Here is a 19,198-nt window from a genome sequence, read left to right on the forward strand (position 1 = left end):
CAGATCCTTACCGGTTGGCAAACAGGTCGCTGAGCCAGCGGTTTTCAAAGCGGCCGTGGGGGTCGAGCTCGGCTTTCAACGCCACGAAATCGTTCCAGCGTGGCAACAGGGCCGGGAAGTCGTAGAGATCCATCGCCAGATGCTTGCCGAAGTGGGGAATGCCGCCAAGCGGCGCCAGCAGTTGTTGCAGCTCGCGCATCTGCTCCATGGAGCCGTTGACGAAGGTGCCGTCCGCCGCCAGATAGACCAGAAAACCGATCCAGCAGACCGACTGGCCATAAGCGGCGCTGAGCCAGGCCTCGGAAGGGCCGGTACAACGCAGGATAAAGGGATAGTGCAGCACGCCCGGATTGGCCTGCTGCCACGCCTGCAGGGTCTCCAGCGCCTCGTTCATGCGATGAAGCGGCACCGCCACCTCACAGTTGATCTGAGGTGCCGGGATCCCCTTGCAGAGAATTTGGTAGACGTTGCCCACCAGATCGGAGGCATCCTTGAAGCGGCGTACCGTCTCGAAGTGCTCACCAGCCAACGCCTCATCCTTGGTATCTTTCGCCATCTTCTGCAAGGTGGCATCTATGGTGGCATTCATGCGGGCGTCGATATCGCCCTCCAGCAGCAGCGGCTCGCTGCAGCCTGCGCGGTAGCGGGCCACCTCCTCCTCGGAAGCGGGATCCACCAGCCAGATATGGCTCTCGCCGGTCCAGGCAAACCACCAGCTCTTCACGAAGCCGTGCTCGCGGTTGAGCCGCTCGTTGTGTGCCAGCAGGAAGGGATAGTCGGTGGTGAACTTGGTGCAGCGCATAATGCGATTTGGCACGGTGCGCAGGGTGACGTCGAGCAGGATGCCGAGCATCCCCATCCCCATCACGAAGGCGCCGAAGCGCGGGTCGGTGCGATCCACCCGGATGATGTCGCCACTGGCCAGCATCACCGTCATCGCCTCCACCGCATCGCAGAGGGCAGACTGGTGCAGCCCCTGACCGTGGGTGCCGGTGCTGAGGGCGCCGCCCAGGGTCTGGATGCCGATGACACCGGGGGATGCGGGAAGCATCCGCTCCATGGCGATCAGCTCGGCATAAACGGTATCGAGCGGCGTCCCCGCCTGATAGGTCACGGTATCGGCAGTTTTCGTCAGCTGGCCGCGCAGGTGGTGCAAGTCCACCAGCAGTGCCTGACTGCCCTCGGCATAGACGCTGTGGATGGGTTCGAAGGAGAGGCCGGAGCCGATAAGGCGCAGCTTGCGCTCGGGGTGTTCCCGCAGCAGCGCTTGCAACTCGTCGCGGCTTTTCGGGCGCCACACCTGATCCAGCGCTCCGAGGGGATTGGTTCTCGACCAGTTGAACAGCACCTCCCGATTACCGATCGCCTTGATGCTGTGAAATGCCTGGAACTGAACCGTCATACCGCGCCTCATCTTTTACTGACGTCAAAATGAGCGCCGATTCTACCGAAAAGCGAGCCACAAGGCATGGAAAACAAGCCCCTGCACTTGAGGGGGGATAGGGAGAGAGCACTTCCCTACCCTGCCAGAAGGGAGCGTGTCCGCCCGTCAGTCACCGATAGATCAGGTGGCGTTCGGGATGCCTCGTACCCCATCTGGCTGCCGGGTCTGCGCCTCTTCCGGCAGCAGCTCCTCGCAGAACTGGCGCAGCGGCATGGGGCGGGCAAACAGGTATCCCTGTAGATAGTCGACCCCTTTAGCCCTGAGGTAGTCAGCCTGACGCTCGCTCTCCACCCCTTCCGCCACCAGCGCCAGACCGAGCCGGGTCGCCAGATCGATCACGTTGTCCACGATATGTTCCGAGAGCGACTCGGTACCGATGCGGGCAATAAAGGATTTGTCGATCTTGAGGTAATCCACATGAAACTGCTGCAGGTAAGCCAGGCTGGAGTGGCCGGTGCCAAAGTCGTCGATGGCAAGTTTGACCCCCATCTCGTCCAGCTGGCGGAACAGGGAGAGGGTCTGGGGATCTGACATCAACAGCTCCCGCTCGGTCAGCTCCAGCACCAGTACCACCTTGCCGGGGAGGAAGTGGCCGAGGAAGGCGCGACACTCGGCCAGCAGGGCAAAATCGTGGCAATGAGCGGCGCTGATGTTGAAGCTGATATGAAACCCATCGGGCAACTGCTCTTGAGAGCGGTTCAACCTTGTCGCCACCTGCTTCATGATATGGGTGGTCATGGGAACGATCAGTCCCGACTCTTCCGCTTGCGGAATAAAGAGATCGGGCCGGATCACCCCTTCATTGACATGCTCCCAGCGCATCAGCACCTCGGCGCCCATCATCTTGCCATCGTGGCTGGCAATCAGCGGCTGCAGATAGGGAACAAACTCCCTGGCCCGCAGGGCGCGTCGCAACTCATCTGTTGGCGAGCCGGGGCGCCCCAGCACCCACCACACCAGCCAGGCCAGCAAAAGCGAGGAAACCGCCAGCCACGACAGCGCCACGTGCCGCGCGGCCCACAGCGACTTCCAGTAGACCGGCATGGCATAACCGGCATGGATGGTGAAAGGATAATGGGATGAGGTGAGGGCCTGGCTGATCCCGCGATGGAGGGTGGGCGCCTCGCTCAGATAGCGGCCAGACTCATTGAGCCAGGCCGACCCCACCTGCAGATAGAGCGCACTGGATTTTCCGCTCATGGAGAGCATGAAGCTGAGCTGGGTACTGTCGATGGCGCTCAAGGCGGCATCCTTTCCCTGCTCGGTGCGCACCACCAGCAGCGGGTGATTTTGCCGCACCCGGTTGCCACTCATCAGCAGCAGCTTGCGGCCGGTGTAGATGGAGCCGTCATCGGCATCATTGGCCTCACCAAACAGCGAAGTGCAATTGATGATACCGTTTCGCACCAGATTGACCGAACGCAGGAAGGGCTCGATGGCGACCTTCTTGCGCAGCACCAGCAGGTTGTCGCGACAGGGAGCCTTCACCAAGGGCAGCACGGAGCGATTGGCCTGCTCCGCATGATCCAGCATCGACTCCATCAGGGTTCTGGCCTTGTGGGCCGAGGCGCTGGATTCCGCTTTCAGCTCCTGCACATAATTGCTGTGGATGAGCCAAGCTCCCACCAGCAGCGGCAGGGTAAAAACCAGCAAGGCACCGCCGAAGCGTAACCCGGTTCGGGAGAGATCGATCCTGAACAGAAACATAAAGAACCACGCCGCAATTCGTCAGGCCTGCCAACGCAAGCACCCAGTGAACAGATATCCACTTTCCCTCGATAACGATGCCTCATCATTACCGCACATAACCGAACAACATAACCCAAAGCGTTTATAAAACGAACCACCAAACAGGTGGTTGGATCTCTCTAGCAAGGATCGTGCAAACAATCTTCAAAAAAGACGGTGAATAACACACAAATAAATAATGCCGCGTAAATACGCGGCATTATTGGCTTCTTATCGCGCAAATCGCGCAAGAACTCCGTTAAACGGCTTGCTGCAGGATCACCGCATCGGCCTTCTTGGTGTAGGAGGCGATCTCGTTGAAGTTGAGGTAGCGGTAAGTATCTGCCGCAGTGGCATCGAGCGCCTTGGCGTACTGCAGGTACTCCGCCACGGTCGGGATCTTGCCAAGGATAGCGGCAACGGCTGCCAGCTCCGCAGAGGCCAGATAGACGTTGGCACCTTTACCCAGACGGTTCGGGAAGTTACGGGTGGAAGTAGAGACCACGGAGGCTCCTTCCGCAACCCGTGCCTGGTTGCCCATGCAGAGGGAGCAGCCCGGGATCTCGATGCGGGCACCGACGCGACCAAAGATGCCGTAGTAGCCCTCTTCGGTCAGCTGATCCTTGTCCATCTTGGTGGGCGGCGCGATCCACATGCGGGTCGGCAGCTCGCCCTGATACTTCTCGAGCAGTTTGCCGGCGGCACGGAAGTGACCGATGTTGGTCATGCAGGAACCGATGAACACCTCGTCGATCTTGTCGCCAGCCACGTCGCTCAGCAGACGGGCATCGTCCGGATCGTTCGGCGCACACAGGATCGGCTCCTTGATGGTGGCCAGATCGATCTCGATGATTTCGGCGTACTCGGCATCCTTGTCCGCTTCCATCAGGGTCGGGTTGGCCAGCCACTCTTCCATCCCCTTGATGCGACGGGTGATGGTGCGCACGTCGCCGTAGCCTTCGGAGAGCATCCATTTCAGCATCACGATGTTGGACTTCAGATACTCGATGATCGGCTCTTTATCCAGCTTGATGGTGCAACCGGCGGCGGAACGCTCGGCGCTGGCGTCCGCCAGCTCGAATGCCTGTTCCACTTTCAGGGTCGGCAGACCTTCGATCTCGAGGATGCGGCCGGAGAAGATGTTCTTCTTGCCCGCCTTCTCGACGGTCAGCAGCCCTTTCTGGATGGCGGCGTAGGGGATGGCATGGACCAGGTCACGCAGGGTGATGCCCGGTTGCAGTTCACCCTTGAAGCGCACCAGCACGGACTCCGGCATGTCCAGTGGCATCACGCCAGTAGCGGCGGCGAAAGCCACCAGACCGGAGCCCGCCGGGAAGGAGATACCGATGGGGAAACGGGTGTGGGAGTCACCACCGGTACCCACGGTATCCGGCAGCAGCATGCGGTTCAGCCAGGAGTGGATGACGCCATCCCCCGGACGCAAGCTCACACCGCCGCGGTTCATGATGAAGTCCGGCAGGGTGTGGTGGGTCTGTACGTCGATGGGCTTGGGATAAGCTGCGGTGTGGCAGAAGGACTGCATGGTCAGATCGGCGGAGAAGCCGAGGCAGGCCAGATCCTTGAGCTCGTCGCGGGTCATCGGGCCCGTGGTGTCCTGAGAGCCGACCGTGGTCATCTTGGGCTCGCAGTAAGTGCCCGGGCGAATGCCCTTCACGCCGCACGCCTTGCCCACCATCTTCTGGGCCAAGGTGAAGCCTTTACCGGTATCGGCCACCGGCTGCGGGCGACGGAATACGGTGGAGAACGGCAGACCCAGTGCTTCGCGGGCCTTGTCGGTCAGGCCGCGACCGATGATCAGCGGAATACGGCCACCGGCGCGTACTTCGTCGATCAGCACGTCGGTTTTCAGTTCAAACTGCGCCAGCACCTGTTCGGTGCCGTGTTTGCAGATCTTGCCGGCATAGGGGTAGATGTCGATCACATCGCCCATTTCCAGCTTGGAGACGTCCACTTCGATAGGCAGTGCGCCGGCATCTTCCATGGTGTTGAAGAAGATCGGGGCAATCTTGCCACCCAGACAGACACCGCCAGCGCGCTTGTTCGGCACGAACGGAATGTCGTCACCCATAAACCAGAGCACCGAGTTAGTGGCGGATTTACGGGAAGAACCGGTACCGACCACGTCACCCACATAGGCAAGCGGGAAGCCTTTCTCTTTCAGGGCATCGATGGTCTTGATGGGGCCGACGGCGCCATCCTTGTCCGGAGTAATGCCGGGACGGGCGTTTTTCAGCATCGCCAGGGCGTGCAGCGGAATGTCCGGGCGGGACCAGGCGTCCGGTGCCGGCGAGAGGTCGTCGGTGTTGGTTTCGCCGGTCACCTTGAACACGGTGACAGTGATCTTCTCGGCCAGCTCCGGGCGGGAGAGGAACCACTCGGCATCAGCCCAGGACTGCATCACCTGTTTGGCGTGGACATTGCCCGCCTTGGCCTTCTCTTCCACGTCGTGGAAAGAGTCAAACATCAGCAGGGTGTGGGAGAGCCCCTTGGCGGCAAGCGGCGCCAGAGTGGCGTGATCCAGCAGGTCGATCAGCGGTTGAATGTTGTAACCACCCTGCATGGTGCCCAGCAGTTCAACGGCTTCGGCGGCAGTCAGGATGGGAGAGTGGGCTTCGCCCTTGGCGACGGCGGTGAGGAAACCGGCTTTGACATAGGCCGCTTCATCAACACCGGGGGGAATACGGGAGGACAACAGCTCTTTCAGAAAGTCTTCTTCGCCAGCGGGCGGGTTCTTGAGAAGCGTTACCAGGGCGGCGACCTGCTCTGCGTCCAGAGGTTTGGCAACCACGCCCTCGGCGGCACGTTCTGCGACGTGTTTACGGTATGTTTCAAGCACGACTAATTCCTCTTTGGTCTTTTTTTGGGGTTCGCCCACGCTCGCGGCGATAGTCCTTGCGGGACACCCCGTAGGGTGCTCCCCACTATATAAGTTTTAACGACTAATTAAAATCCAAACCCTGTTTGCTTATTCACCACAAAATCGTAACCAATTAAACAGATTGGTGTTTTTTGAAAATTAATTGAACGCCCTCAACCAGAGTTAACAAATTGGCATCATTTCGGCATTATTCGAACGTACTGCCCAATTGCAGATAGAAGACGTCATTGCCCCCCTCCGCCATGCCATAGCCGAGGAACACCGGGCCGAGGAAGCTCTCCACCCCGACATAAAGCGAACCGGCGGTGAAGGAGCTCTCCAGACTGATATCTTCCCCCTTGTTCCAGACCCCGCCCTGCTCCAGAGATCCACCCAGATAGAGCGGCATCTTGAGGGCACCGAAGTCATTGTCTGCCACCCGATAGATGTAACGCAGGCCACCAAACAGGCTGTAGCGACCGCTCAGCTGGTAGCGCTGGAAACCGGAGAGGCGGAACAGCCCGCCCAGATCCTGAATATGCAGCGGCACCACCTCTTCACTGCCCGAGCCGCCCCCTTCGAGGATCAGGTTGAGGCTGTGCCTGTCCCATGACCAGGGCTTGATCATCGAGAGCTGATAATTCCAGCCTTCACTGCGGCCATCTGCTGACTCGAGTCCATCCACACTGACGTGTGAGTGGCCCAGTTTCATGTCCCATTTCATCCCCTGATAGGGGAAATAGCGGCTATCCAGATTGTCGTGTTCAAAGCGGACATAGGGGCCCCACGCCGTGGCATCCATCTCCAGCCCCTTGAAGTTCTTCACATCAATCGTGCCCAGTTGTCCCTCCAGTCCCATCGACAACCGGCTCCAGGGCTGGCGGTTCCAGCCCACCGCCAGATCACCGCTGAAGAAGGAGTATTCGGAGTCGAGATAGCTTATCGAAACCATCTCGGGATCCGGATTGGGGAAAAACAGGCGGCGCAGGGTCTGGTCATAGGCCAGACTCGCCTCACCATAGAAGGTCTGGGAGGGTTCGAGCGGGGTATAGAAGTCGGTCTTGATATGTTTGGCCGTGCCCAGCGACGCCTCGGTCAGCCACTCGGCACCCCACTCGTTGACGTTGGTGAGGGTATAGGACATGCCGACGTTGTAGTTGGAGGTGTTCTCGAAGTCATCGGTGAAACCGAACTGGAAGTTGAGGTAGCCCGGCCCCCAGTTCTTCTCGCTGGCATCCACCAGCAGCACATTCTCCCCATCACGCTCCTCCACCTCGTAGGTGATGCGGTCGAACGACTCAAGGGCATAGAGGCGGCGAATGCCCGCTTCCAGACTCTCGTTGGTCTGTACCTTGTCCGGCCGCACTTTCAGCATGGCGCGCACCGTCTCATCCGAGAGGCGCGACTTGTTGATGATCTCCACCTTGTCGATGAAGTAGGCGGGCTGACCGCTACGCTCGGCACGACGGCTCAGCTTCTGGTTGCGATAGGCATTGTACTGCGCCTTGGTGAGCGACAGTTTATCGAGTTGCAGCGACACCTTGTCAGCCGCCGCCTCACCGATCTTGATCCCCTCCGGCATCCGGGCAAAGTCGGCGATCCCCATATCGCCAAACTCGGGGGCGATCAGAATATCCTTCGGTCCCATCAGCGCCTTCTGCTTGTCGGTGCCCACCTGGGTCATGTAGGTGGTGAGCTGGTCGATCATCGCCAAGCCTGACTTGAGGGACTCCCGGGTACGCAGCTTGGCACCGATATCCACCGCGATCACCACGTCGGCCCCCATCGCCTTGGCGACATCCACCGGCATGTTGTTGACGCTGCCGCCGTCCGCCAGGATGTGCCCCTCCCACTCCACCGGCTTGAGGGCGCCGGGAATGGACATGGAGGCCTGCATCGCCTTGGCCAGGCTGCCGTGATCCAGCACAAAGGGGGTGACCGTCTCCATGTCGGTCGCCATGGCGCGGTAGGGAATGGGGAGATCATCGAAGCTCTCCTGCACCGGCAGGTTGGAGGTGGCCCCCCGCAGCAGGCTGGCCATGGATTGGCCCTGGAAGAAACCGTCCGGCAGCTGGGTGGTGTCGCCATTCACCCCTATGTCGGTGCGCAGTTGGTACTGCTCGTTCTGCTGCTTTTTGCGCAGCGACAGCTCGTCGCGGCCCACCTTGTCCTGATACCCCTTGTTCCAGTCGATGGCCAAGGTGGTGCGCTCCACCTCCTCGGCACTGAGCCCCATGGCATACATCCCCGCCACATAAGAGCCCATGCTGGTGCCGACTATGATGTCGACCGGAATCCGTTTCTGCTCCAGCACCTTGAGAATGCCGATATGGGCCGAGCCCTTGGCGCCGCCGCCACTGAGCACCACCGCAATTTTCGGGCGCTCCCCCTGTGCCGCCACAGCCAACAGCGGCATGGCCGCCAGCATCACCAAAAGCAGACGGGTCCATCCCGCACCTAAGCTGCGCATCATATTTTCCATATTATTCAGAGGGTCAGTCACCAAGGATGGCCTCTACTATAAGGGGCCCGGCAGTTAGCGCAACCGTCAATCCGCATCCCGCCTGTGCTGCATGGCGAAGGGGCGCGCCGCCGCCCCTGTGAGCGCAAACGTAATCCGCAAATAAAGGGCTGCAAGCCTCATGGGTAGCGCCGCGCTGCCGCTAATATGAGCGTCGTCAATCTCAACCTTTTGAGCACCTTTATGCTGGCAACCCTCACTCTTAAACAGAAAATACTGGTCACGGTCACCCTGGCCGTGGTCGTCTCCTGCCTGCTGGTAGGCTACTTCAGTCAACGCTCGGCCCAGCAACTGATCGAAAACCGGATGTTCGAGCAGGAGCTCCCCAACCTGACCCAGCGGATCAGCAAGGAGATTGAACAGGATCTCCACGGCATCGCCCAGGCAGCCCGCCAACTGGCCACCGACCGCTTCATCCTCGACTGGGTGGATCGGGGCATGCCCAAAGAGCAGGAGCCAATCCTCATCAACCAGCTCAAGGATGTGGCCAACCAGTATGGTCTGGTGACCGCCTCCTTCGCCGATCGCCAGAGTGCCGCCTACTACAACCAGGATGGCTTTCTGCGCAACCTGACCCCCACGCAAGACGCCTGGTTCTATGACTACACCAAGAGCCAGAAGGAGATGACCCTCAGCATCTTCCGCGAGAGCAACGGCGAGGTGAAGCTGTTCGTCAACTTCCAGCAGCTCAACGGGCGCGGGCTGGCGGGCTTTGCCAAATCCCTCGACACCATGGTGACCATGGTCTCCAACTTCCGGCTGGAAGAGAGCGGCATCGTCTTTATGGTCGATGGCAGCGGCAAGGTGAAGCTGCACCCCGAGGCCAACCGCATCGAGCGTGACACGCTTGGCAACATTGCCAGCGGAGATACCGGCAGCCTGCTGGCCAAACGCCCCTTTGCCGTTATCAACGCCGAGGTAAATGGCGAACCCATGGTACTGGCCAGCAGCTATATCCCGCTGCTCGACTGGTATCTGGTGGCCCAGGTGCCAGAAGCCGAGATCTATGCCGAGCTGGATCAGACCCGCAACGAGATCCTGATGATCTCGCTGGTGATTGCGCTGGCCATGGGGCTGATGGGGATGCTGTTGGCAGGCTCGGTCAGCCGCCCGCTCAACGAGTTGGCCCGCCTGTTCAAGGAGCTGGGCAGCGGCGATGGGGATCTTACCCAGCGTCTGAAAGTGGAAGGACGTGACGAACTGAGTCAGGTCGCTACCGGCTTCAACAACTTCGTCGCCAAGATCCACGGCTCCATCGAGCAGGTGGCGGAGAACTCCCGCCAGCTCGCGGCCACCGCCAACGAGGTGGCCAACAAGGCGCAGCTGACCCAGCACAACTGTACTGCCCAGCGTGACCGTACTGTGCAGGTGGCCACCGCCATCCACGAAATGGGGGCCACGGTGAGCGAGATCGCCGGTAACGCTTCGCTGGCAGCCGAAGTAGCCAGACAGGCCAACGATCAGGCCGATGCGGGTGCGGTAGTGGTGGCGCAGGCGCGCCACGGCATCGTCGACCTCTCCGGCGAGATTGAGCAGGTGGCAGTGGTTATCGAGTCGCTGGCGAGCCAGACCGACTCCATCGGCAGCATCCTCGAAACCATCCGCAGTATCTCGGAGCAGACCAACCTGCTGGCATTGAACGCCGCCATCGAGGCCGCTCGCGCCGGTGAACAGGGTCGAGGTTTCGCCGTGGTGGCAGATGAAGTGCGCAATCTGGCCAACCGCTCCGCCGCCTCGACTGCCGAGATCCAGGGGATGATCAACCGCTTGCAGGAGCAGAGTGCCCGCGCGGTCAGCGCCATGGCACAGGGACGCAACCAGAGTCTGGAGGTGGTGAGCCAGGCCGATGAGGCCAACGCCGCCCTCGGCCAGATCACCGCCCACATCACCCAGATCAACGACATGAATATCCAGGTCGCCACCGCCACCGAGGAGCAGTCCAGCGTGGTCGGCGAAATCAACCGCAACGTGGAAGATATCAACCAGCTCACCATGGAGACCGCCGATATCGCCCACCAGCTGACCGAATCGAGCCGCAGCCTGCAGCAGCTCTCCGGTCAGCTGGACAAGCTGGTCGGCAACTTCCGGCTCTGACCCCGACCTTGGCCTTGACCTAAGCCATCAACAACAGAGAGCGCCGTGGCGCTCTCTGTTGTTGATGGCGGCTAATCCGGCATAGCAGTCAGCCCTTGCCATCCCGTTTGCGCTGATACATCAGCTCATCCGCGCGGGTGAGCAGCTCGGCCAGGGAGACACAGCCGTGCCCGTCATAGCAGACAATCCCGGTGCTGCAGGTCAGCGCATAGCCGCAACCACTGTGCTGATTGTGCTCGGCCAACATGGCATTGAAACGCTCATAGGCTAGTTGTGCCTGCGCCTCTAGCACATTGGGCAACAGGACGGCGAACTCATCGCCGCCCATGCGGGCAAACACGTCGGCGCCACGAAAAGCCTGCTTTAGCAGAGTGGCAAAGGCGATCAGGGCCCGATCCCCTTCTGCATGCCCCCACCGATCATTGATCCCCTTGAAGCCATTGAGATCCAGATAGAGCAGCGCCAGCGGCATCTGCAAGCGACTGGCCAGCGAGAGGCTCTTCTCCGCCAGCATCACGAACCCGCGCCGATTGGAGATCAGGGTCAACTCATCAATGGTGGCCAGCTGCACTGCTTCGAGCTCCCGCACCACCATCGCCGCCAGATCCTTGAGCAACCCCACATCCTCCTCGCTCAATTCCCGCGGCACCGTATCTATGATGCAGAGCGTCCCCAGTTTGCAGCCGTTGGCGATCCGCAGTGGCTGTCCGGCATAGAAGCGGATGCCGGGCCCGCCTACCACCAGCGGATTGTCGGCAAAGTGGGGATCCTGCGAAGCATCCGGCACGATAAAGGTCTCATTGCCCATGATGGCGTGGCCACAGAACGAAATGTCTCGGGCGGTCTCGCGGACCTCCAGTCCGATACAGGATTTGAACCACTGGCGATCTTCATCCACCAGACTCACCAGCGCGATGGGGACATTGAACACCCGTCGGGCCATGCGGGTCAGCCGATCAAACCGCTCCTCGGCCTCGGAATCCAGCAAAGAGAGCCGCCGCAGGGTCTCCAACCGCAATGCCTCATCGGGTGGAATGGGTGCTTCTAGCATCGTGCCTCTCTCATCAGTGCCAAAACCTATCTTTAGCATATTGGGCTTTGTCGAAGTCGGGGCAGCAAGGAGAAAACAAAAAGCCGCTCATTCGAGCGGCTTTTTAGACAAGCGGGGAAGAAAATTACTTTTTCTTCTTGGCCTTGGCGTTCGGCAGGTCGGTGATGGAGCCTTCGAACACTTCGGCAGCCAGACCCACGGACTCGTGCAGAGTCGGGTGAGCGTGGATGGTCAGCGCGATATCTTCGGCGTCAGCCCCCATCTCGATGGCCAGACCGATTTCACCCAGCAATTCACCACCGTTGGTACCCACGATGGCACCACCGATGACGCGGCCGCTCTCCTTGTCGAAGATCAGCTTGGTCATACCGTCGGAGCAGTCGGACGCAATGGCGCGGCCGGAAGCAGCCCACGGGAAGGTGGCGACTTCGAAGTTCAGGCCCTGTTGCTTGGCTTCCTTCTCGGTCAGACCAACCCATGCCATCTCTGGCTCGGTGTAGGCGATGGACGGGATCACTTTCGGGTCGAAGTAGTGCTTCTTGCCGGCGATCACTTCGGCGGCAACGTGACCTTCGTGAACACCTTTGTGTGCCAGCATCGGCTGGCCCACGATGTCACCGATGGCGTGGATGTGAGCCACGTTGGTACGCAGCTGCTTGTCCACCTCGATGAAACCACGCTCAGTCACAGCAACGCCAGCTTTCTCGGCATCCAGCATCTTGCCGTTCGGCACACGGCCTACGGCAACCAGCACGTTGTCGTAACGAACCGGCTCGGCCGGGGCGTGTTTGCCTTCGTAGGAGACGTACAGGCCGTCTTCGCGCGCTTCAACTGCGGTGACCTTGGTCTCCAGCATGATGTTGAATTTCTTGGCCACACGCTTGGTGTAGATCTTGACGATGTCTTTGTCGGCAGCCGGAACCAGCTGGTCGGCAAATTCCACCACGTCGATCTCGGAACCCAGAGAGGAGTAAACGGTACCCATCTCCAGACCGATGATGCCGCCACCGATAACCAGCAGTTTGCCGGGAACGGTTTTCAGCTCCAGCGCATCGGTAGAGTCCCATACGCGCGGGTCATCGTGGGGGATGAACGGCAGTTTCACCGGACGGGAACCGGCCGCGATGATGGCGTTGTCGAAGGTCACGGTAGTCTTGCCGTCTGCACCTTCCACTTCAAGGGTGTTCGGGCCGGTAAATTTACCCAAGCCGTTAACAACCTGAACTTTACGCATCTTGGCCATGCCAGCCAGACCGCCGGTCAGCTGGTTGATAACCTTCTCTTTCCACAGACGGATCTTGTCGATGTCGGTCTGCGGGGCACCGAAGACAATGCCGTGCTCGGCCAGCGCCTTGGCTTCTTCAATCACTTTGGCAACGTGCAGCAGCGCCTTGGAGGGGATGCAGCCCACGTTCAGGCAGACGCCACCCAGGGTGGAGTAACGCTCGACGATAATAGTATCCAGACCCAGATCGGCTGCACGGAAAGCAGCGGAATAACCGGCAGGGCCAGCACCCAGTACTACGACCTGGGTTTTGATTTCTTTACTCATCATGACCTCTTTGTCGTTCTTATATCCCCGGACAGCGCAGTCTTATACCGAAACGGGTGGCTGCAGCCGTGAAAAAAACGGGGCAAGTTTACGATCATGTTAATGAAATGAGAAGTAAAAAGGGCAGGCTCTGGGCCCGCCCTCTCACTTACAGGACCAGTCGACGAATGTCGGACAGCACGCCGTTCATGGTGGTGATGAAGCGAGCCCCATCGGCACCATCTATCACGCGGTGGTCGTAGCTCAGAGCCAGCGGCAGCATCAGGCGCGGCGCGAACTCTTTGCCGTTCCACTTCGGCTTCATCTCGGACTTGGAAACACCGAGGATAGCCACTTCCGGCGCGTTGACGATCGGGGTAAAGCTAGTACCGCCGATGCCACCCAGGCTGGAGATGGTGAAGCAACCGCCCTGCATGTCGGCAGCGGTCAGCTTGCCGGCACGGGCCTTCTTGGAGATCTCGGCCAGATCGCGAGACAGCTCCATGATGCCCTTCTTGTTAACATCGCGCACCACGGGCACAACCAGACCGTTGGGGGTATCTACCGCCACACCGATGTGGATGTACTTCTTCATGATCAGCTTGCTGCCATCTTCGGACAGGGAGCTGCAGAAGCGCGGGTGAGCTTCCAGCGCCTTGGCGGCGGCTTTCAGGATGAACACCAGCGGGGTGATCTTCACGTCTGCCTTCTGCTTCTCGAGCATCGCGTTCTGCTCTTTGCGGAACGCTTCCAGCTCGGTGGTATCGGCTTCGTCGAACTGGGTGACATGAGGGATCATGACCCAGTTGCGGTGCAGGTTCGGACCGGAGATCTTCTGGATGCGGGTCAGCTCGACCTCTTCCACATCACCGAACTTGCTGAAGTCTACTTTCGGCCACGGCAGTACGCCCAAACCGTTGCCACCGGCTACGCCGGCAGAGGCAGGAGCGGACTCGGCGCGCTTGATGGCATCCTTCACGTAGGCTTGCACGTCTTCTTTGACGATACGGCCCTTGCGACCGGAGGCTTTCACCTTGGCCAGGTTGACGCCGAACTCGCGCGCCAGACGGCGTACCGCCGGAGAAGCGTGCACGTAGGCGTCGTTGGCAACGAAATCGGTCGCAGCGGCAGCAGCCTGGGCAACCGGAGCCGGAGCAGCGGCAACAGGGGCTGCAGCGACCGGGGCTGCAGCTTGAGCAACCGGCGCGGCGGCAGGAGCAGCGCCAGCCACTTCGAAGACCATGATCAGGGAACCGGTGGAGACCTTGTCACCCGCCTTCACCTTGATCTCTTTGACCACACCGGCGAACGGCGCAGGCACTTCCATGGAGGCCTTGTCACCTTCCACGGCGATCAGGGACTGGTCGGCTTCAACCTTGTCACCCACGGCAACCATGATCTCGGTGACTTCCACTTCGTCGCCACCGATATCCGGTACGTTGACCTCTTTGGCAGCGGCGGCAACCGGGGCAGCAGCCACGGGCGCGGCAGCTTGAGCCGGAGCAGCAACGGCAGCAGGCGCAGCGCCAGCCACTTCAAATACCATCACCAGAGAACCGGTAGAGACCTTGGCGCCAGCGGCAACCTTGATCTCGACCACGCGACCTGCGAACGGAGCCGGTACTTCCATGGAGGCCTTGTCACCTTCCACGGCAATGATGGACTGGTCAGCTTCTACCATGTCGCCGACGGCAACCATGATTTCAGTCACGTCCACTTCGTCGTCACCGATGTCCGGCACGTGCACATCTTTGCGCACGGCAGCGGCAGGTGCGGCGGCCGGAGCAGCAGCAACCGGTGCAACCACTTCAGCAGGGGCGGCAGCGCCTTCGGCTTCGAAGATCATGATCTGGGAACCGGTGGCAACCTTGTCGCCCACCTTGATCAGGATCTCTTTAACGATACCGGCAGATGGAGCCGGTACTTCCATGGAGGCCTTGTCGCCTTCTACCGCGATGATGGACTGGTCCAACTCGACCTTGTCACCCACGGCCACCATGATCTCGGTGACTTCAACCTCATCGGCGCCGATATCCGGCACCATAATCTGTTTGGACATTGTGCTTTATCCTCTTGCGTCGATCCGCGTGGCTGGCTGATGCCGCCACGCACATCTCGCGTTAACCGTTTTAAATCCTGGCAGGGTCACGCCGCATGACGGCGCGACCCTTGATCCACTTACGCGTACAGCGGGTTGACCTTGTCGGCATCGATGCCGTACTTGGCGATGGCGTCGGCCACAACCTGCTTGTCTACCTCGCCGCGCTTGGCCAGTTCGGTCAGGGCAGCAACCACCACGTAGAACTCGTTCACTTCGAAGTGACGACGCAGGTTGGCACGGCTGTCGGAACGGCCGTAACCGTCGGTACCCAGCACGCGGTAGTTCTCGGTCGGAACAAAGGCGCGAACCTGATCGGCGAAGGACTTCATGTAGTCGGTCGCAGCGATGGTGGCTTCGGAACCCAGTACCTGAGCGATGTACGGTACGCGAGCTTCGGCAGTCGGGTGCAGCATGTTCCAGCGATCCGCGTCCTGACCGTCACGAGCCAGCTCGTTGAAGGAGGTGACGCTGAACACATCGGAACCGATGCCGTACTCGCTGGCCAGGATCTGAGCAGCCTTGCGCACGTGACCCAGGATAGAACCACAACCCAGCAGCTGAACTTTCGCCTTGGAGCCGGCGACGGATTCCAGCTTGTAGATACCCTTGCGGATGCCTTCCTCGGCGCCTTCCGGCATGGCCGGCATGGCGTAGTTCTCGTTCAGGGTGGTGATGTAGTAGAACACGTTCTCCGGGTTCTCACCGTACATGCGGCGCAGGCCGTCCTGTACGATCACCGCCACTTCATAGGCGTAGGACGGGTCGTAGGAGATGCAGTTCGGGATGGTGTTCGCCAGGATGTGGCTGTGACCATCTTCGTGCTGCAAACCTTCGCCGTTCAGGGTAGTACGACCGGAGGTCGCACCCAGCAGGAAGCCACGGGCTTGCTGGTCACCGGCTGCCCACGCCATGTCGCCGATCCGCTGGAAGCCGAACATGGAGTAGTAGATGTAGAACGGGATCATCGGGCAGTCGTTGGTGCTGTAAGAGGTCGCAGCAGCCAGCCAGGAGGACATGGCGCCCAGCTCGTTGATACCGTCTTGAAGAACCTGACCCTGCTTGTCTTCCTTGTAGTAGGAGACGATGTCGCGGTCTTGCGGGGTGTACTGCTGACCGTGCGGGCTGTAGATACCGATCTGGCGGAACAGACCTTCCATACCGAAGGTACGGGCTTCGTCAGCGAGGATCGGAACGATGCGCTTGCCGATGGACTTGTCTTTCAGCATCACGTTCAGGGAACGCACGAACGCCATGGTGGTGGAGATTTCGCGCGCCTGCTCACCCAGCAGCGGGCCGAAGGCATCCAGTGCCGGGATTTCCAGCTTGGTGGTGCTTTCGCGCAGACGGGTCGGCACATAGCCTTTCAGGGCGGTGCGACGGTCGTGCAGGTATTTGTGCTCGGCAGAACCGGCTTCGATCTTCAGGTACGGCAGATCGGCCAGCTGCTCGTCGGCCACCGGCAGGTTGAAGCGGTCACGCAGGTGACGCACGGAGTCCAGCTCCATCTTCTTGACCTGGTGAGCGATGTTCTTGCCTTCAGCCGCTTCACCCATGCCGTAACCCTTGATGGTCTTGGCCAGGATCACGGTCGGCTTGCCCTTGGTCTGGGTTGCCTTGTTGAATGCAGCGAACAGTTTGCGAGGATCGTGACCACCGCGGTTCAGAGCGAAGATCTCCTCGTCGGTCATATCTTTGACCAGCGCGGCAGTTTCCGGATAACGGTTGAAGAAGTGTTCGCGGATGTAGCCACCGTCGCGGGACTTCATGGTCTGGTAGTCACCGTCCACGGTCTCGTTCATCAGCTGGATCAGCTTGCCGGAAGTGTCTTTCTTCAGCAGCTCATCCCACTTGCGACCCCAGATCACCTTGGTCACGTCCCAACCGGCGCCAGCGAACAGGCCTTCCAGCTCGTTGATGACCTTGCCGTTACCGACAACCGGACCATCCAGACGCTGCAGGTTGCAGTTAACCACAAATACCAGGTTGTCGAGCTTTTCACGCACGGCAACGGTCAGGGCACCTTTGGCTTCCGGCTCGTCCATCTCGCCGTCACCCAGGAAGGCGTAAACGGTCTGCTCGGAGCAATCCTTGATGCCACGGTCGGTCAGGTACTTCAGGAAACGAGCCTGATAGATGGCGGCGATAGGGCCCAGACCCATGGATACGGTCGGGAACTGCCAGAAGTCCGGCATCAGTTTCGGGTGCGGATAGGAAGGCAGACCCTTGCCGTCCACTTCCTGACGGAAGTTGTCCAGCTGCTCTTCGGTCAGACGACCCTCAGCAAAGGCGCGAGCATAGATGCCCGGAGAGATGTGACCCTGGAAATAGACCAGATCGCCACCATCCTTCTCGTTGCGCGCGCGGAAGAAGTGGTTGAAGCAGACATCGTAGATGGTCGCAGAAGAAGCGAAGGAGGACATATGCCCACCCAGGTCCAGATCTTTCTTGGAAGCGCGCAGCACGATCATCATGGCGTTCCAGCGGATGATGGCGCGAATGCGGCGCTCCATCTCCAGGTCACCCGGGTAGTCCGGCTCGTCGCTGGACGGGATGGTGTTGATGTAATCGCGGTTTGCCTTGGCAGCCACGTCCACACCGCTTGCGCGGGCTTTCTCGGCCAACTGTTCAAGGATGAACTGAGCGCGTTGCGGACCCTCTTCACGCAGCAGGGATTCCAGAGAGGCAAGCCACTCCAGCGTTTCTATCGGGTCCACATCGTTCTTCAGGATATCAGACATGGCTGGTTCCTATGTTGTTGTGATTGCACGGCATTGCACGGCGAAGGGCGCAAGCATTCGACAATAAAGCCTTGTGGGATTAGTTTTCCTGCTGACGGATCCGACGCATGGATCGCTGGATCCGGCTGTCTTCCCTCTGCATATCCAACAAGGTGTCCTCGATAAAGGCCAGATGCTCATGACAAGCTGTTCTGGCCCGCTCCGGAGCCCCCGAAAGAATAGCTTCGATCAGATTCGCGCGATGGCGACGTATCTTGGCTACCACTCCCGGGCGGCGATTCAAAATCTCGTTATTCTGCAGAATGTTCTGTTCGAGCATGGGGCTCATGGCCCGCAACAGGTGCAGCAGCACCACGTTGTGGGACGCCTCGGCCACCGCCAGATAGAACTGGGTCACGGCTGCCGACTCGGCCACCAGCGAACCGAGTTGGCCTGCCTCTTCGATGGTGGTTTGCACCTGACGAATACGCTCGAAATCAGACCCGGTTCCCCGCAAGGCCGCGTAGTAGGCACAAATGCCTTCCAGCGCGTGGCGAAACTCCAGCAGGTCATACTGGGCTTCCGGGTGGGTACTGAGCAGTTCGAACAGAGGATCGGCGATCCCCTTGCTCAGGGCATTCTGCACATAAGTGCCGCCGCCCTGACGGCGATAAAGCAATCCGCGCGCTTCCAGTCGCTGGATGGCTTCGCGCAAGGAGGGGCGCGATACCTGAAACTGGATGGCAAGTTCCCGCTCGGGAGGCAATTTCTGCCCCGGCTGCAGGCTGCCTTCCAGAATCATCTGTTCCAGCTCGGCGACAATGGAGTCGGCCAACTTGGGTTGCGTAATCTTGCGATAGGGCATGAGGCTACTTTGTTAAATTGGTATTACCAATTTTATGGATGGGGCGAAAATTAGCAGAGGCCTTTTGAAAAGTCCACTCAAAAGATGATCTGAGTCAAGAATCAACCCCACCACTTAAGGGGTAAAGCAGGGGAAACATGATTTAGCTCATAGAAAATGGTCTGACCAATATTCTTGACCGCGCTCACAAATAACATTTGCGCAACCAGAGACAAAAATGGCCTGCCAGATCGGCAAGCCATTGATTTTAAAATCCAAACTAAATTTG

At 59.8% G+C, this 19,198-nt stretch carries 10 protein-coding genes; 1 reads left to right on the top strand and 9 read right to left on the bottom strand.

Annotated features, from left to right (window positions below; genetic code table 11):
* Positions 1–7 precede the first annotated feature (7 nt).
* From AB5Y67_RS16475 to AB5Y67_RS16490, 4 genes are all read right to left on the bottom strand, one after another.
* The gene (locus tag AB5Y67_RS16475; RefSeq protein ID WP_199427835.1) at positions 8–1,402 is read right to left on the bottom strand and encodes a D-arabinono-1,4-lactone oxidase; all 1,395 of its coding nucleotides are present in this window, start codon (positions 1,400–1,402) and stop codon (positions 8–10) included.
* 162 nt (positions 1,403–1,564) lie between these two features.
* Entirely contained in the window at positions 1,565–3,151 is a 1,587-nt protein-coding gene (locus AB5Y67_RS16480; protein WP_021231269.1) for an EAL domain-containing protein, read from the bottom strand.
* Positions 3,152–3,431: 280 nt separating this feature from the next.
* A complete protein-coding gene (gene acnB, locus AB5Y67_RS16485) occupies positions 3,432–6,029 on the bottom strand; it encodes a bifunctional aconitate hydratase 2/2-methylisocitrate dehydratase (RefSeq protein ID WP_019444774.1) in 2,598 nt (865 codons plus the stop codon).
* A 229-nt stretch (positions 6,030–6,258) separates the two neighbouring features.
* Positions 6,259–8,520, bottom strand: a complete 2,262-nt coding sequence (locus tag AB5Y67_RS16490) for a patatin-like phospholipase family protein (protein WP_199427834.1) — start codon at positions 8,518–8,520, stop codon at positions 6,259–6,261.
* Between the two features lie 234 nt (positions 8,521–8,754).
* Between AB5Y67_RS16490 and AB5Y67_RS16495 the strand changes: the two genes are divergently transcribed.
* On the top strand, positions 8,755–10,665 hold the full coding sequence (locus tag AB5Y67_RS16495) for a methyl-accepting chemotaxis protein (RefSeq protein WP_199427833.1): 1,911 nt from the start codon (positions 8,755–8,757) through the stop codon (positions 10,663–10,665).
* 88 nt (positions 10,666–10,753) lie between these two features.
* On the opposite strand, the gene AB5Y67_RS16500 is transcribed toward AB5Y67_RS16495, so the two are convergent.
* The 5 genes from AB5Y67_RS16500 to pdhR form a co-directional block, all read right to left on the bottom strand.
* Positions 10,754–11,716 (bottom strand): sensor domain-containing diguanylate cyclase, encoded by a 963-nt coding sequence (locus tag AB5Y67_RS16500; RefSeq protein ID WP_325793973.1) that lies wholly within the window; start codon positions 11,714–11,716, stop codon positions 10,754–10,756.
* Between the two features lie 124 nt (positions 11,717–11,840).
* On the bottom strand, positions 11,841–13,268 hold the full coding sequence (lpdA, locus tag AB5Y67_RS16505; protein ID WP_005336123.1) for a dihydrolipoyl dehydrogenase: 1,428 nt from the start codon (positions 13,266–13,268) through the stop codon (positions 11,841–11,843).
* 148 nt (positions 13,269–13,416) lie between these two features.
* Positions 13,417–15,306, bottom strand: a complete 1,890-nt coding sequence (gene aceF, locus AB5Y67_RS16510; RefSeq protein WP_201952880.1) for a pyruvate dehydrogenase complex dihydrolipoyllysine-residue acetyltransferase — start codon at positions 15,304–15,306, stop codon at positions 13,417–13,419.
* 119 nt (positions 15,307–15,425) lie between these two features.
* Complete coding sequence (gene aceE / locus AB5Y67_RS16515) at positions 15,426–18,086, bottom strand: pyruvate dehydrogenase (acetyl-transferring), homodimeric type (RefSeq protein ID WP_247823575.1); 2,661 nt, start codon at positions 18,084–18,086, stop codon at positions 15,426–15,428.
* A 79-nt stretch (positions 18,087–18,165) separates the two neighbouring features.
* Positions 18,166–18,930 (bottom strand): pyruvate dehydrogenase complex transcriptional repressor PdhR, encoded by a 765-nt coding sequence (gene pdhR, locus AB5Y67_RS16520; RefSeq protein WP_005336127.1) that lies wholly within the window; start codon positions 18,928–18,930, stop codon positions 18,166–18,168.
* Between the last annotated feature and the right edge of the window lie 268 nt (positions 18,931–19,198).

The organism is Aeromonas sp. s12 (genome assembly GCF_040907925.1).
GTDB lineage: Bacteria > Pseudomonadota > Gammaproteobacteria > Enterobacterales > Aeromonadaceae > Aeromonas > Aeromonas veronii.